Genomic DNA, 14,676 nt, shown 5'->3' on the forward strand with positions numbered 1-14,676 from the left:
AGACCGGTACCTGGGGCTTACCTACTGGACACCCAACATAAATATTTTTCGTGATCCGCGTTGGGGCAGGGGGCAGGAAACTTATGGCGAAGACCCTTACTTAACCGCCACGTTGGCCGATGCATTTGTACGTGGCTTACAGGGCAATGATCCCAAATACCTGAAGGCAGCAGCCTGCGCTAAACACTATGCCGTGCACAGCGGTCCCGAGCCATCGCGACATGTATTTGATGTGGATGTAACTCCGTATGATATGTGGGATACTTATTTGCCCGCGTTTAAAAAACTGGTTACCGTGTCAAAAGTGGCCGGCGTCATGTGCGCCTATAACGCCTTTAGAAAACAACCTTGTTGCGCCAGCGATGTTTTAATGACAGATATTTTACGCAATCAATGGAGCTTTAAAGGCTATGTAACTTCCGACTGCGGGGCCATCGATGATTTTTATAGAAATCATAAAACGCATCCGGATGCAGCAGCCGCATCGGCCGACGCCGTTTTTCATGGAACGGATATTGATTGCGGCAACGAAGCTTACAAGGCCCTGGTGCAGGCAGTAAAAGAAAATAAGATAACCGAAAAACAAATTGATGTATCGGTAAAGCGGCTTTTTATGATCCGCTTCCGCCTGGGTATGTTCGATCCGCCATCGATGGTGAAGTATGCACAAATACCCGCCACTGAGCTGGAAGCTGCGGCGCATGCCAAACACGCCTTACTGATGGCGCATGAATCCATCGTGTTGCTGAAAAATACAAACAACACGCTGCCGCTGAAAAAGGGATTAAAGAAAATTGTGGTACTGGGGCCCAATGCCGTCAACGTGATTGCTCCATTGGGCAATTACAGTGGAACTCCTTCCAAATTAACCACCTTGTTTCAGGGAATAAAAGACAAGGCAGGCGCTGCCATCCAGGTAGTGTATGAGAGAGCGGTAAACTATACCAACAATAATGTGCTTGAATACGATGATATCAGCAATGCCTGTTCTATTGATGGCAAGCCCGGGATCAAAGCCATGTATTATAACAACCGGGAGTTGAATGGCGAACCAGTGGCCACTGTTTTTGAACAACAGGTAGATCATGACTGGCAGGAAGGAGAAAATGCGGTAGGGAATTTGCGGGCCAATGATTTTTCTGCCCGCTATGTTACCAACTACAAAGCCACAGCAGATGGTGCTATCACTTTTGAAGTAGAAGCCGATGATGGATACCGGTTTACCGTCAATGGAAAAACAGTGCTCAATAGCTGGAACAGAAAACCAAGAGACATTGCCTCGTATACATTGACCACCCAAAAAGATTCTGTATATAACCTGGTGTTGGAATACTGGCAGGGTGAAGGCAAGGCAACTATAAAAATGCACACCGGTCATCCTGCTGTAACTGATTTTAGTGCATTGGTGAAAAAGTATAGCGATGCCGATGCCTTTATTTTCGCCGGCGGTATTTCGCCTCAGTTAGAAGGAGAAGAAATGAAAGTAAGCGATCCCGGGTTTAAAGGTGGCGACCGCACTTCTATTTTACTCCCGGCCATTCAAACTGAATTAATGAAAGCCTTGCAGACAAGCGGTAAACCCGTTGTTTTTGTAATGATGACGGGCAGCGCACTTGCTACGCCCTGGGAATCTGAAAATATTCCGGCTATTGTGAACGCCTGGTATGGCGGACAAGCAGCTGGCACTGCGTTGGCCGATGTATTATTCGGCGATTATAATCCATCTGGCCGGTTACCGGTTACATTTTACAGCAGTGACAATGACCTGCCTTCCTTTGAAGATTACTCTATGAAGAACCGCACTTATCGCTATTTTACCGGCAAGCCATTGTATGGTTTCGGGTATGGCCTTAGTTATACAACATTCCGCTACGATCAATTGACCATGCCTGTCGTTGCGCAAAACGGAAAAGCTGTTAAGGTTGCCGTACGGGTTACCAATACAGGAAAAACAGCTGGCGATGAAGTGGCGCAGGTATATGTAGTCAACGAGAATGCTTCCATACAAACCTCACTCAAAACATTAAAAGGTTTTCAACGGATTAGCCTGCGGCCAGCGGAAAGTAAAATGATTAATTTTGTTTTACAGCCCGACGATCTTTCCTATGTAGATGCCAGCGGTCAACGAAAAACGTTGGTTGGAAAAATACAAATCTGTGTGGGTGGTAGTCAGCCGGATGAACCGAATTCGACAAGTGGAAATGTAATTAAAAAAGAAGTTACCATTAAATAGGTAACGGGTTGATAAGTTGATAGGTTAACAAGTTAATATAAATAACAAAGCCCTGACGATACCGTCGGGGCTTTGAGTTAGAAGTGGGCTTATTGATTTGCTCCACCATTCACCAGCAGGTGTTGTCCGTTTACGAACGAAGACAGATCACTGGCAAAGAACTCGGCAATATTGGCCACGTCTTCCACTTCGGCCAGGCGTCCCATTGGGCAGCTGTCCAGCAATGATTTTCTGAGTTCAGGATAGCTGTCAGGATCAACAAAGATCCCGGAGTGATCTACTGCAAAAGGTATGATGGAGTTAACAGTCACGCCACGATAACCGATCTCTTTAGACAATACATCAACCAGGTAGCGGGGAACTGTTTTGCTGCCACCGTATACCGCCATGCCTTTAACAGGGAAGGCAGTGGTGCTGGAGGCCACGTAAATGATGCGGCCATTGTTTTCTACGGTCAGGGCAGCCTGTTGCATAGTGAAATAAGCACCCTTGGAGTTGATAGAGAACAGTCGATCGAATTGTTCTTCGGTAAATTCAGTAACGGGTGTTTCAACCATTTCAATACCGGCATTGGCTACAACGATATCGATCTTGCCAAAGGCATTCTTTGCTTCTTCAAACAGGCGTTTGATCTCGGCTACTTTGCTTACATCGGCCTGAATGGCAATAACGCGTACGCCCATGGCTGTAATATTGTTCACTACTTCTTCGGCAGAAGCTTTATCGCGGGAATAATTGATAACGATGTCGGCGCCCAGGGCGGCATAACGTTCTGCAATGGCTTTACCTAAACCTCTGGCTGATCCGGTAATTAAGGCTACTTTGTTTTTTAAGGTATTCATAAGTTGCTGTTTTAAATTTTTTTGATTTATTTTCTTTGTTTGATTTGTTGACACAAAGATGGCTTATGAACGACCCCTGGAACGTACAAGGATTACAGCAAGAGTTGCAAATTTCTAAGATTGCTTCGCCCGCCGAATCCGCCGGCTGGCGGAGAAGGCGGGCCTGCTTGTTGATTTCTAAGATTACCTACATTTGCTGTTAAGCAGTTCTAATTGAACCACTATGCAACCAAAACAGATCCTAAGAGAACACGTAGCCAAAATTGCCAAACTCAATGATGAAGAGTTTGAAAACTTCTTCAACCGGTTCGAGTTAAGATCCTATAAAAAAGGGCAAACCATTATTGCCGCAGGTGACAGCGTAGACCGCGAGTACTTCGTGCTGAGCGGCTGTCTTAAATCCTTTTATATAAATGATGATCTGAAAATGTTCATCCTGCAGTTTGCCATGCCTACCTGGTGGACGTCGGATTATAATGCGCTGTACACGAACGCCAAAGCAACCATCAGTGTTGATTGTATAACCGATGCAGAAGTGCTTAGCCTCAGCAATGAGAACCGGGAAGCGCTGTGCAGGGAGATTCACCAGGCGGAACACTTTTTCCGCTGGCGTACGAACAGGGGATATGTGGCTTCGCAGAAAAGATTACTGAGTATGATGAACAATGACGTGAAGCACCGGTATGAAGAACTGATGGCCCAATATCCCGAACTTTACCAGATAGTTCCCAAACAATTAATAGCGGCCTACCTCGGTGTTTCGCGGGAAACGCTCAGCCGCCTGCATCATTGATCCAACTGTGATCTACATCACAAACAACTGGTTCACATTCAAATGTGATCTGCCTCACGCAATCACGCCGTTAATCTGTCTCATCTTTGTGTGGTAATAAAAAACACACAAAGAAATGAAAGATCAAAAATTCGAAATCGCCGTTGCTCAGAGCAATATCGATTGGACCGGTAAAAAAGTAACCGGCGCACATTGGGGAACCATTGCCGTTAAAAATGGTAACCTTTCTGTAAGTGATGGTAAATTAACTGGTGGTAAATTTGTCATCGACACCGCATCCATCAAGATCCTGGACGTAACCGATCCCGCTACCAATGCTCAATTTTACGGCCACCTGGCTTCAGATGACTTCTTTTCAATTGATCAGTACCCCGAAGCTGATTTTGAGATCACTTCTGTGAACAACAATCGCGTTGCCGGAAACCTGACTATTAAGGGTATAACTCATCCTGTTAGTTTCGATGCAAATGTGACCATCGCAGATGAGACCCTTACGGCCACTGGTAAAATTGTGGTTGACCGTACCAAATATGGCATCAAATTCCGTTCAGGCAATTTCTTTACAAACCTGGGCGACACCCTTATCTACAATGACTTCGATTTAAATGTAAACATCACTGCAAAAGCTGCTTAACAGCGGCTTTTGCCTAAAACTTATCTATATGCCATTCGTAAAAATTTTAGTGACCCGTGAAGGCGTTACCCGCGAGCAAAAGAGACAACTCATTCAAGGCGTGACCGATGTGATCACGGATGTGTTGAACAAAGATCCACACCTGACCCATATCGCCATTGAAGAAGTAGATACAGATAACTGGGGATATGCAGGCGAACAAATATCCATATTACGTGAACAAGGCCTAACAGCTGATAAAAAATAACGAAAATGAAAAAGCAAACAATTATAATAACCGGCGCCTCTTCAGGCATAGGCAAGGAAACAGCAAGATATTTCCTGGAGAGAGGTGATAATGTAGTAATTAACTCAACCACAAAAGAGAAACTGGAAAAGGCTTACCGGGAACTGGGCGCAGGGCCTAACCTGGCTATGGTAGCCGGTGATGTAAGTAAAAAAGCAACTGGTGAAAAACTGGTAGCAACCGCTGTTGAAAAATTTGGTTCCGCGGATGTATTGGTGAACAATGCCGGGATCTTTGAAACCAAACCTTTTCTGGAAGTAGATGAAGCCTATCTTGACCGCTTTTTAACTACTAACCTGAAAGGGACCTATTTCACTACCCAGGCAGTTATTCCGCAAATGCTGAAACAACAGGGAGGGGTGGTGATCAATATTGGAACACCGCTCGTTTATCACGCTTTAGGTGGAGTTCCTATTACCGCACCTATGGCAAGCAAAGGCGCTATTCATGCATTGACTTTACAACTGGCTGCCGAATTCGGCAAACAGAATATCCGGGTTAATACAGTGGCTCCCGGCACAATTCGTACCCCCATGCATGGCGACACTGCTGATCAAACAGCCGGGATACACCTGATTAACAGGATAGGTGAATCGCAGGATGTAGCAGAAATGATCTATACGATAGCCAAAAGCAATTTCATCAGTGGCGCCATCATTAATGTAGACGGTGGTTACGGCGCCGGTCATAACTTGAATTGATATGATAACTATCTTATTAATAGCTTTGATGTTCCCGCAAAGCGGGAGCAACAAAGCACAAAACACTACAACAATGGAAACCATCCAAACCGATTCTGCAGCAATTGCATACGCATTGGAAGAATACTACTTCAAAGGCATTTATGCAGGCGATGTAGATCTGTTAAACAAGATCTTTCATCCTGGTACGCTGTTGTTTGGCGATGTAAAAGGACAGCCGTACGCCAAAACGCTGGAAGTATACCTGGATGGCGTTAAGAATCGTCAAAGCCCCAAGGATTCAGGAAAGCCATTTAAAGGCACCATCCTGAATATTAAAGCGGTCAACTCAATTGCCATTGCCGAGGTAACGGTAAAAATGTACGATTTTGATTATCATGAATTCCTTTCCTTTCACCGGATCGATGGTAAATGGTTCATCGTAAATAAAATGATTAGCGACACAAACAAGTAAATTACAAGTCATGTGGTACAATACAAAAGCAACGGAAATGTTGGGTATCGAATACCCGATCCTGCAAGGTCCCTTTGGTGGTAACTTGTCATCAGTTGATCTGGTGGCTACTGTATCCAATGCAGGTGGACTGGGTGGTTACGGTGCATATACAATGAGTCCACAGGAAATTTATGACATTGACAAGCAGATCAAAGCTGCTACCAATAAACCTTACAATATTAATTTGTGGGTGTCTGATACCGATGCCATCAATGGCAGCGTAACCGATGAACAATATGCACAGGCTACAAAATTATTTAAACCTTATTTCGATGAAGCCGGGATTCCATTACCAGCTAAACCAGCTCCATTTGCATCGCGGTTTGAAAACCAGTTGCAGGTTATCTTAGACATCCGGCCCAAAGTATTCAGTTTTATGTTCGGCACCCTGCCGCAAAGTGTGCTTGAACAATTCCGCAAACTTGGCATTGTAACAGTGGGCGCCGCTACCACGCTCGATGAAGCAATAGCGTTGGAACAAACCGGTGTTGATATGATCATTGCTTCCGGTTTTGAAGCAGGAGGCCACCGCCCCTCATTCATGGCTGCTGCAGAAGCATCCACCACCGGAACATTTGTGTTGGTACAATTACTGAAAGAAAAAATAAAAACGCCCATCATTGCTGCAGGTGGTATTGCCAATGGCCGTGGCATTGCAGCCGCTTTAACCCTGGGCGCCGATGCAGCCCAGATAGGTACGGCATTCCTCGCCACAGAAGAATCGAATGCCCTTCCCATACATAGAGAAATGCTGTTTTCCAACGCTGCCAAATACACTACTTTATCACGGGCGTTCACCGGCAGACTGGGTCGGGGCATTACCAGCAGAATAGCAAAAGAATTATCCGGTAAAGAAAATCAATTCCTTCCGTTCCCACTGCAAACTGCATTCATGTCATCACTGAGAAAGGCAGCCCTCGATAAACAGAAATGGGATATGATCTTATTCTGGGGCGGACAAATTGCTCCGGTATTAAAGCACAGAAAAGCAAAGCAACTAATGGATTCGTTGATTGAAGAAACCACTGCCTGGTTCAGGGATGTAAATAATCATTAAAACGAATTGTATGAACACCTCAAAAGTCTGGTATGTTACCGGCGCCTCACAAGGGCTCGGACTAACCCTGGTTAAAAAACTACTTGAAAACGGATACCGCGTTGCAGCAACATCACGCAACGTACAAAAGTTAAAAGAAGCAGTGGGCGTTATAGATTCCGGTCGGTTTCTGCCCCTGGTAGTTGACCTGAATAACCTGGATTGTATTGATGAATCTGTTCAGCAAACGCTGGCAGCATTCGGTCGTATCGATGTAGTGGTGAATAATGCCGGTTATGGTATGACGGGAACCGTAGAGGAAATTGAAGAGAAGGAGATCAGGACCATTTTTGATGTGAATGTATTTGCCGCTATCAACGTTGTTAAGAAAATATTACCCCTGCTGCGGAAACAACGCTCAGGATACATTATAAATATTGGCTCCGTAGCCGGATTTGTTGGCGCACCCGGCTGGGCCATTTACAGCGCCACCAAAGCAGCGCTTGCCTCTTTTTCAGAAGTGCTTGCATTAGACCTGAAAGAGTTTGGGATTAATGTAACAGTGGTGGAACCATCAGGCTTCCGTACAGGTTTTCTAACCGCCGATTCACTTGCCTATAGAGAAAGTAAGCTCGACGGTTATCAGGCCGTTAAAGACACGGCAAAGCGCTACCTGGATGGGAATGGTGTTCAGCCAGGCGATCCCGGTAAAGCATCAGAAATATTAATTGAGTTGGCCGAAAGCGATCAGCCACCACTGCATTTGTATTTAGGACAGGATGCCTACAACCGGGTGGCGAAGAAATTGAACGCAATGACTACCTCCCTCGAAGAATGGAAGACAGTCAGTATCTCCGCAGATTTTCAAACAGTAAAAGATTAAATAAAACCGGCTTTACCCACAATAAATAAATATGCTTATTTGACGGGTGCGTTTGAAACTTCGGAAAAAAAGGCAGGATTTAATTGAAATATCCGAACAACCGGTGTGGGAGCCTGATTAAGAACTTTACATAAGGTATTAATTCTCATTTATATGAGTTGCCGCGTAGATGTGATTAAATATTCTTTGTTACATAAGGGCCAGAGTATATTACCTTTCCAATTAAGAATGTATTTTAGCGACCTTAAAAAACAAACTATGGCCAAAGAAACCATTGTAAAAGAAAATCCAGTGATTGACGCATTAAGAAAACTGAAAGAAGAAGAAATGGAGATTTCGGCAAAATTAAAGCCTATTCAGGAAGCGATCAGTGCCCTTGAAAAAATTCTCGACAAATCTTCTAAAAAGGCGCCTAAGCCTGCAAAAGAAGCTTCGAGTGATGCTACAGCTGAAGAAACTGCACCAGAGGCAGCAGAAGAAGAAGCAACTGCATAAAAAGGCGAAGCAAGCTGACTCTCTGAACCAGACCCGCATAAGATCAAGTCTTATGCGGGTTTTTTGTTTGCTACAAACATCGATGGCTATTTTGCAATGGCCGTATTAGGTTGATAGTTGGCGTACCACTTGCCCAGCTCTGTTAGATTTCCGTTGGCGTCGATCAAAGCAGAAGACCACATTTGTGGGCTTTTAGGATCGCCTGAGAACCAGGAATAACGTTTTACATAATCCAGCGCTTCCAGTTTAGGCAGTATATTTTGCATAAAGGCCAGTACCTGTGCTGGTGTATAGGGATTGTTTTCAGGCTTTGTAGCGTTCCAGTCGGCAGGAGCGAATTCAGTGATCCAGATGGGAAGTTTGTATCTATTGTAAACCTCTTTTAATGTATTGAGGTAAACGTTCTCATCAACATTGGCATACATATGCACGCAGATAAAATCAACACGGCGTCCCTGTACTTTGCAGGAATCGAGGAAATCATATATCCACTTGTTGGTAGGCCAGTCTGCAGCGGGACTACCCAGCGGTAACCCAATGCTTTCCAGTTGCGGCCATAATTTCAATGCTTGCGAAACCGACACGTTTGACTGGTCGCCACGGTTGGGCTCATTAAAACCTAACACATATTTTATTTTACCATCATCTTTCAACTTTTTCACTGCAGCAATATTATTGGCCGTTACATCGGCCGCTCCCCAGAACATGGGAACAAACTCACAATTTTGGGGAGAACCATCGTGCAGTTCTTTACCCCAGGTATAATACCAAAAGGGCTTTAAAGCCAATACATCGGCATTCCAGGAACCATACTGCATATTAGTGGAGAAATCAGCCCCCTTTTTGCCAGAACCTTGTGCAGGATTGTCGGGTGATTTAGAATCTTTGGAACAGCCGCCCAGGAATAAAGCAAATACCAGGGCAGGAATCAAATAATAGCGGGTCATTCTTGATTTGGATTTTACAATAGAAACGGATTAAATAAATTATTGCTGTCCGTTAGCAGCAATATTGGTGCCGCCTTTTGACGGCTCTCAATATGTAATAATTATTGCATGTTTGGGAACGTTGTGCTGCCTTAAAAGTATTTCTCCATGCTCAATCCATAGCTCATAAACAAGTTCTCCGTAGAAGTAATGTTCTGCCTGTTATAGTTGAACGAAGTAGTGAAGTTGAGCCATTTATACAGTTTGATAGAGAAGTTGGCTTTTAGCTTCAGAATATAATCACTGCCATCAGAAAAAGAAGGCTGATAAAAGTTAATGCCATCGAAGCGGAATATTTCTTTAATAATAAACCGGTATTTCAATCGTAAAGAATTACGAACGGTCTGGTAACTGGTTTGTCCTTTCTGACCAGGGATGCTCAGATCGGTGGTTTCAAACAAAGGCCCATCGCTTATTTCCAGGTTGGCATTATCAGTGTTTACAAAAGTATACCCAACGCCCGCACCTGCCTGAAACCGGTTATTAAGCTTTAAGGAAAAACTTTTTTCATAGCTGGTAAGCGCCCAGTAATAAAATTTCTGAACGCCCTTCAATATATCCAGGTTGAGTATTCCCAGTAAATCATCGTTCGTTTTTGAGGTGGGGTTCTTGCCATACACATGACTGGCCATACTGTTGATGGAAAATTTCTTTTTACTTACCTGGAAGGTTAGCGAATTATTCAGCAGGTAAGTGGATCCTGTCGTATTCGTTCTGTTTAAATTACCCGTTCCCGAAAAATTTGCATAGTAGTTAACCGTATCACTAAACTGGGCGAACCCTGCCAGCTGCATCATGCACAGGCATATTACTATCAATAAAGCACACTTTACAGTCATAGTCAAATATAGTTGAAATCAAAAAAAGCATGCCATGTTGCCATTTCATTTTTTATGAAGGCGGGAATGATTTTTTGAGCAACAATAGAAAGTAAATCATTTGTTATGAAAGCAATTTCATTGGTTCCACATACAACAAATGTCTCTATTGAAGAAATAGGTGAGCCGCAGATCGGTTCCCCCTATGATATAAAAATAAAAGTATTGCAGGTTGGTATTTGCGGCACTGACCGGGAAGAAGCCGAAGGTGGCCGTGCCGATGCGCCTGCTGGTAAACATGAATTGGTGATTGGCCATGAAATGTTTGGACAGGTAGTTGAAATCGGCAGCAAGGTGCTGTCTGTAAAGCCAGGAGATTACGGTTTATTTACTGTTCGGCGGGGTTGTGGTGAATGCGAAGCCTGCCGGAATAATAGAAGTGATCTTTGCTACAGTGGCCGGTATACCGAAAGAGGTATCAAGGAAGCCGATGGGTTTCAAACAGAATTTGTAATAGATCAGGAACAGTACTTTATAAAAGTACCTGAACAAATAAAACATATTGGGGTATTAACAGAACCCATGTCTGTAGCTGCCAAGGCGATCGATGAAGCAATGATAATTCAGGGTGCAAGACTGAAAGATATTTTGCCTGCAGGCAACTGGTTAAAAGGTAAAAAAGCATTGGTGGCTGGTCTGGGTCCCATTGGATTGATGGCCGCTTTTGCCCTACGGTTACAAGGTGCGAACGTGATGGGTCTTGATATTGTTGATGAAAATTCTTTACGCGTACAAATTTTAAAACAGATAGGCGGAACCTATATAGATGGACGAAAAGTGCAAACTACCGATATAGATGACAACTTTGGCGAAGCCGATTTTGTTTTTGAAGCAACGGGCATAGCCAAATTGCAGATACAACTGATAGATGTATTAGGCGTTAACGGAATATATGTAGCCACTGGCATTCCTGCCGGTGATCGACCCCTGACTATTGCGGCCGGGAATATGCTGCAGCAGCTGGTGCTTAAGAACCAGGTATTACTCGGCAGTGTGAATGCCAGCATCCACCATTACAAACAGGCTGTGGAATATTTGCAGGCGGCCAATGAAAACTGGCCCAACGAGATCGGGAAAGTAATAACGGAGAAGATTCCCTATACCCAATTTCGCGAAGCCTTTTTTATCCATGATCCTGAAGAGATCAAAGTGGTTATTGAATGGAGTTAACGCAAGCAGTGAATCAAATTTCATATAAAAAATAAGGATGCTCGTAACCGGATTTTTTTAGCACATGTTTGGCTACATTAAACACTTTTACCTTACCGGCAATACTTCCCTCCAGCTTCCCTACATGTGCATGCCCATGAAACACCACTTCAACATCGCGACGCAATAACGGCTCAGCCAAACGGGAAGAACCTAAAAATGGGAAGATCTGTTCCGGTTCGCCCTGAACAGTTTCTTTTATGGGTGAATAGTGCAGCAGGGCAATTTTTTTTATATTAGCGTGCTCCTGGTCAAGGCGGGCAAGCGCCCGGTCAAGATGCAATGCTTCTTCAACAGCTTCCTGCACAAATGATTTCATGGCGCCTTCACCAAACATCGACAACATGTGGTTATCGAAACCACCGCCAAAACCTTTCACGCCCGCAAAGCCAACACCTGCAATTACCACCGCTTCACCATCCAGGATGTGAACATTGGGATGATTTTGTACGATCTGTCTGATGAGTTTATGCCGGCTCTTTTCATGGTCGTGATTACCCAGCACCCCAACAACGGGGATCGAACAGGATTTTAATTCTGCAACAAGGGTATGAGCTTCCGATTCGTCACCGGTATCAGTTAGATCGCCACAGATGGCAAGCACATCAGCATTTTTCGAAACGTCAATAAAAAAATCGACCCATTTCCCTTTATCCGTATCCCGAATGTGAAGATCGCCAACAGCGGCAATACGTGTTTTCCTTTCAGTGAACATAATCAAATTGTTTTAATGGTACAAGCTTTATAACCCCATTCCCTGATGTCGATCTCATATTGAGTTTGATCGATTACCGGGCCTCTGCATACTTTTTCGATGGGGGCGGGCAATTCATACTGTTCAGCAGCTTTTGCAAGCAATTCATCAAAAAGCCATTTGGGAATGATGGAATGAAATTCTGATGGATAAACGAATTGAAAGGAGAGGAGTTGACTTAATAAGAGATGCCAGTGCAGGTCCATTTTACGCGCGAGCCACTTCCAATCGAAGTTCTTTCCCTGTTTCAGTAATACATGGTTGATATCAGCGCCATCGAACCGTTCTCGGTTCTGGACATAAATTTTGCACCACACCAATTCTTCGGGTGACAACATTTTAATTGTAAAACCCATAAAATCGGCCTGGTGCGCGCGTTGCAGCCAGTCGTCGTCAACGTGGCAAACACTATTAGGCGTATCGAAAAGGATATCGATATAATAGTCGCCTTTAAATATTTTGGCCAGCCAGCGAATATCTGTAAGCTCGGTACGAAAGCCTTTTGCAGCGAAATATTTTAATATTTTGGGGTATTCGCTCGCCGGACAAAACACATCCAGGTCCTTAGTATTTCTGAAAATGCCGGTATGGTGAAAAATGGCAAAGGCCCCGCCGAGCATATATTGGGCGCCGCTTTCCTGTAGCAGTTGAAGGGCTTCCCGGTAAAAATCAAGGGCTTCCTGATTCTCCTGTTGTCTTAATGTTGTCATGTGATATTTTTAGCAAAATTGTTGCCTGACCAGTGCCAGGGTTCTTCCCCGGATTGGGGAAACCTGATCTGCCTGATAAATTGGAGGCGGAGCGTAAATTTTAAGGTTTCCTTTTCTTTCAGAAGAGTATATTAGCATAACGCCACCCGAACGCCTGATCGAAATTCAACCAAACATGCACAGATTTGTAGCAATTATTACACTGCTTCTTTCCAGTAAAATTATCTATGCTCAAAAAACTATCCTTGAATTCAAAAGAGGAAGGAAAGTTATTTCCAGGTATTGGGAAGGGGCAGAAATAGCCTTTCTCGGAAGAGAAGGTGATTGGGAAAAAGGTGTAATTAAAAAGCTCAAAAGCGATTCAATATATATCCGGCCTTCTTATGTTCGCTATTACCTGATGGGGACTGACTGATTGGAAAGAAATATCATTTTAAAGTGATGAGTGTCTGAAATAAACGGTTGCTATGAATTTAGAAACAGAAAGATTAATACTTAGGGATTTTAAAAACAGTGATTGGGAAGATTTACATGTGTTGTATATGAAGCCTGAAACTGTAAAGTACAATCCGAGTGGTTATCCGGAAAATGAAGAAGCCAGTAAAGCAATAGTTGCCGGTTGGGCTCGTCAGACAGGTAATGCATCAAGAGAGGCATATACTGCAGCGATAATTTCAAAGACTGATTTAAAATTTGTGGGTGTCATTTCCCTTGATCTGGGCAATCATAAATACCGGAAAGGAGAAATATGGTATAAGCTCCTGCCTGATTGTTGGGGCTAGGGACTAGCTACAGAAGCAACAAAAGCGATGCTTGCTTTCGGTTTTGAGCAGCTGCAATTACATAGAATTGAAAGCGGTTGCAGCATTCATAATATTGCCTCTTATAAAGTAATGGAAAAGGTTGGCATGAAAAGAGAGGGGATAAAAAGAAAAGTGCTGCCACTCGATGATGACTGGCATGATGCATATCTTTATGCGATTTTGGAGGATGAATTTCTTTAAAATTGTTTCATTGCTATTGGCGAAGAAATGGGTATATATGAGATTCATCACTTACGGAAAGAAAAAAGTAAAAAAAATTAATTAAACCCAAGTAGCTGCTTTTAATCAATTTGTGACTTCATTATTCCATTTGGAGAGGTTAACAATTCAAATTGATTAAGCCACTATTCATTTTTACCGGGCAATGTTGCACCAGGCAGGTCGCCCATTTCAATTTGCTGGTTGTGCACAGCAAAAAGCCAGGGCAACCAATCAATTTTATGGTTCCATGATGCATTTATTGGCTTTCCCCGATTGATTAGCAACCTCTATATATTGGGTGCGACCTTCACCAATTTTAAGAAAGCGATCATTTTTCAGTTTTAAGGTTCCATAATTCATTTTCCACCTTCAATAATCAATATGGCCGGCGCCATATTCTATTTTTAAGTGTCAATAATTCATTTTGGAACTGCAGTAAACAAGTTTGGCGGCCGGCATATCATTTTCATGAGCCCATGTGCTCATTATTTCACGCAATAAATCGGTTGATAGCTTCAATAAATCAGTTGTTAGCCTCAATAAATCAGTTGATGGCTACAATAAGTTGTATGAAGGCTTCCATAAATCGAATGACAGCTTCCATGAGTTACTTTCAGGGTAGGACCAATCGATTTTCGATAAGACTTAACTTATTTTGCTCCCGGCATAACTCATTTTGGTCAAGCCAGGATTCATTTTTGTAGTCGACCAATCC

At 43.5% G+C, this 14,676-nt stretch carries 16 protein-coding genes and 1 pseudogene; 12 read left to right on the top strand and 5 right to left on the bottom strand.

From position 1 onward, the window contains the following. Positions 1–2,233: glycoside hydrolase family 3 C-terminal domain-containing protein (locus ACJ751_RS28945; protein WP_407749028.1), on the top strand; the 2,233-nt coding region annotated here is incomplete at its 5' end. Between the two features lie 89 nt (positions 2,234–2,322). On the opposite strand, the gene ACJ751_RS28950 is transcribed toward ACJ751_RS28945, so the two are convergent. Then, a complete protein-coding gene (locus tag ACJ751_RS28950) occupies positions 2,323–3,075 on the bottom strand; it encodes an SDR family oxidoreductase (protein ID WP_407749029.1) in 753 nt (250 codons plus the stop codon). Positions 3,076–3,298: 223 nt separating this feature from the next. Between ACJ751_RS28950 and ACJ751_RS28955 the strand changes: the two genes are divergently transcribed. The 8 genes from ACJ751_RS28955 (at position 3,299) to ACJ751_RS28990 (ending at position 8,399) form a co-directional block, all read left to right on the top strand. Then, positions 3,299–3,868: a Crp/Fnr family transcriptional regulator gene (locus tag ACJ751_RS28955; protein ID WP_407749030.1), complete on the top strand. Its 570-nt coding sequence runs from the start codon at positions 3,299–3,301 to the stop codon at positions 3,866–3,868. A 115-nt stretch (positions 3,869–3,983) separates the two neighbouring features. Beyond that, positions 3,984–4,502: a YceI family protein gene (locus ACJ751_RS28960; RefSeq protein WP_407749031.1), complete on the top strand. Its 519-nt coding sequence runs from the start codon at positions 3,984–3,986 to the stop codon at positions 4,500–4,502. A gap of 28 nt (positions 4,503–4,530) precedes the next feature. Then, a complete protein-coding gene (locus ACJ751_RS28965; protein ID WP_407749032.1) occupies positions 4,531–4,749 on the top strand; it encodes a tautomerase family protein in 219 nt (72 codons plus the stop codon). A gap of 5 nt (positions 4,750–4,754) precedes the next feature. Continuing rightward, positions 4,755–5,489, top strand: a complete 735-nt coding sequence (locus ACJ751_RS28970; protein WP_407749033.1) for an SDR family NAD(P)-dependent oxidoreductase — start codon at positions 4,755–4,757, stop codon at positions 5,487–5,489. A gap of 1 nt (position 5,490) precedes the next feature. After that, on the top strand, positions 5,491–5,943 hold the full coding sequence (locus tag ACJ751_RS28975; RefSeq protein WP_407749034.1) for a nuclear transport factor 2 family protein: 453 nt from the start codon (positions 5,491–5,493) through the stop codon (positions 5,941–5,943). Positions 5,944–5,953: 10 nt separating this feature from the next. Continuing rightward, entirely contained in the window at positions 5,954–7,042 is a 1,089-nt protein-coding gene (locus ACJ751_RS28980) for an NAD(P)H-dependent flavin oxidoreductase (RefSeq protein WP_407749035.1), read from the top strand. A gap of 10 nt (positions 7,043–7,052) precedes the next feature. Continuing rightward, complete coding sequence (locus ACJ751_RS28985) at positions 7,053–7,904, top strand: SDR family NAD(P)-dependent oxidoreductase (protein WP_407749036.1); 852 nt, start codon at positions 7,053–7,055, stop codon at positions 7,902–7,904. Positions 7,905–8,162: 258 nt separating this feature from the next. Further along, entirely contained in the window at positions 8,163–8,399 is a 237-nt protein-coding gene (locus tag ACJ751_RS28990) for a hypothetical protein (protein WP_407749037.1), read from the top strand. Between the two features lie 86 nt (positions 8,400–8,485). Here the strand turns inward: ACJ751_RS28990 and ACJ751_RS28995 are convergent, their stop codons facing one another. Together ACJ751_RS28995 and ACJ751_RS29000 are read right to left on the bottom strand one after the other, a co-directional pair. Beyond that, positions 8,486–9,346 (bottom strand): glycosyl hydrolase, encoded by an 861-nt coding sequence (locus ACJ751_RS28995; RefSeq protein ID WP_407749038.1) that lies wholly within the window; start codon positions 9,344–9,346, stop codon positions 8,486–8,488. Between the two features lie 131 nt (positions 9,347–9,477). Further along, positions 9,478–10,182, bottom strand: a complete 705-nt coding sequence (locus ACJ751_RS29000; protein WP_407749039.1) for a DUF481 domain-containing protein — start codon at positions 10,180–10,182, stop codon at positions 9,478–9,480. 147 nt (positions 10,183–10,329) lie between these two features. Here ACJ751_RS29000 and ACJ751_RS29005 point away from each other — a divergent pair, with 147 nt between their 5' ends. After that, positions 10,330–11,433, top strand: coding sequence for a glucose 1-dehydrogenase (locus ACJ751_RS29005; protein ID WP_407749040.1), 1,104 nt, complete (start codon positions 10,330–10,332; stop codon positions 11,431–11,433). Positions 11,434–11,446: 13 nt separating this feature from the next. On the opposite strand, the gene ACJ751_RS29010 is transcribed toward ACJ751_RS29005, so the two are convergent. Continuing rightward, positions 11,447–12,187 (bottom strand): metallophosphoesterase, encoded by a 741-nt coding sequence (locus ACJ751_RS29010; protein WP_407749041.1) that lies wholly within the window; start codon positions 12,185–12,187, stop codon positions 11,447–11,449. Positions 12,188–12,189: 2 nt separating this feature from the next. Then, complete coding sequence (locus ACJ751_RS29015) at positions 12,190–12,936, bottom strand: nucleotidyltransferase (RefSeq protein WP_407749042.1); 747 nt, start codon at positions 12,934–12,936, stop codon at positions 12,190–12,192. 175 nt (positions 12,937–13,111) lie between these two features. Between ACJ751_RS29015 and ACJ751_RS29020 the strand changes: the two genes are divergently transcribed. Further along, the gene (locus tag ACJ751_RS29020; protein ID WP_407749043.1) at positions 13,112–13,351 is read left to right on the top strand and encodes a hypothetical protein; all 240 of its coding nucleotides are present in this window, start codon (positions 13,112–13,114) and stop codon (positions 13,349–13,351) included. A gap of 52 nt (positions 13,352–13,403) precedes the next feature. After that, a pseudogene (locus ACJ751_RS29025) lies at positions 13,404–13,940 on the top strand (GNAT family N-acetyltransferase). The last annotated feature ends 736 nt before the right edge of the window (positions 13,941–14,676 follow it).

Origin of the sequence: Niastella sp. (assembly GCF_045805085.1) — a bacterium.
In the GTDB taxonomy this organism is placed as follows: domain Bacteria; phylum Bacteroidota; class Bacteroidia; order Chitinophagales; family Chitinophagaceae; genus Niastella.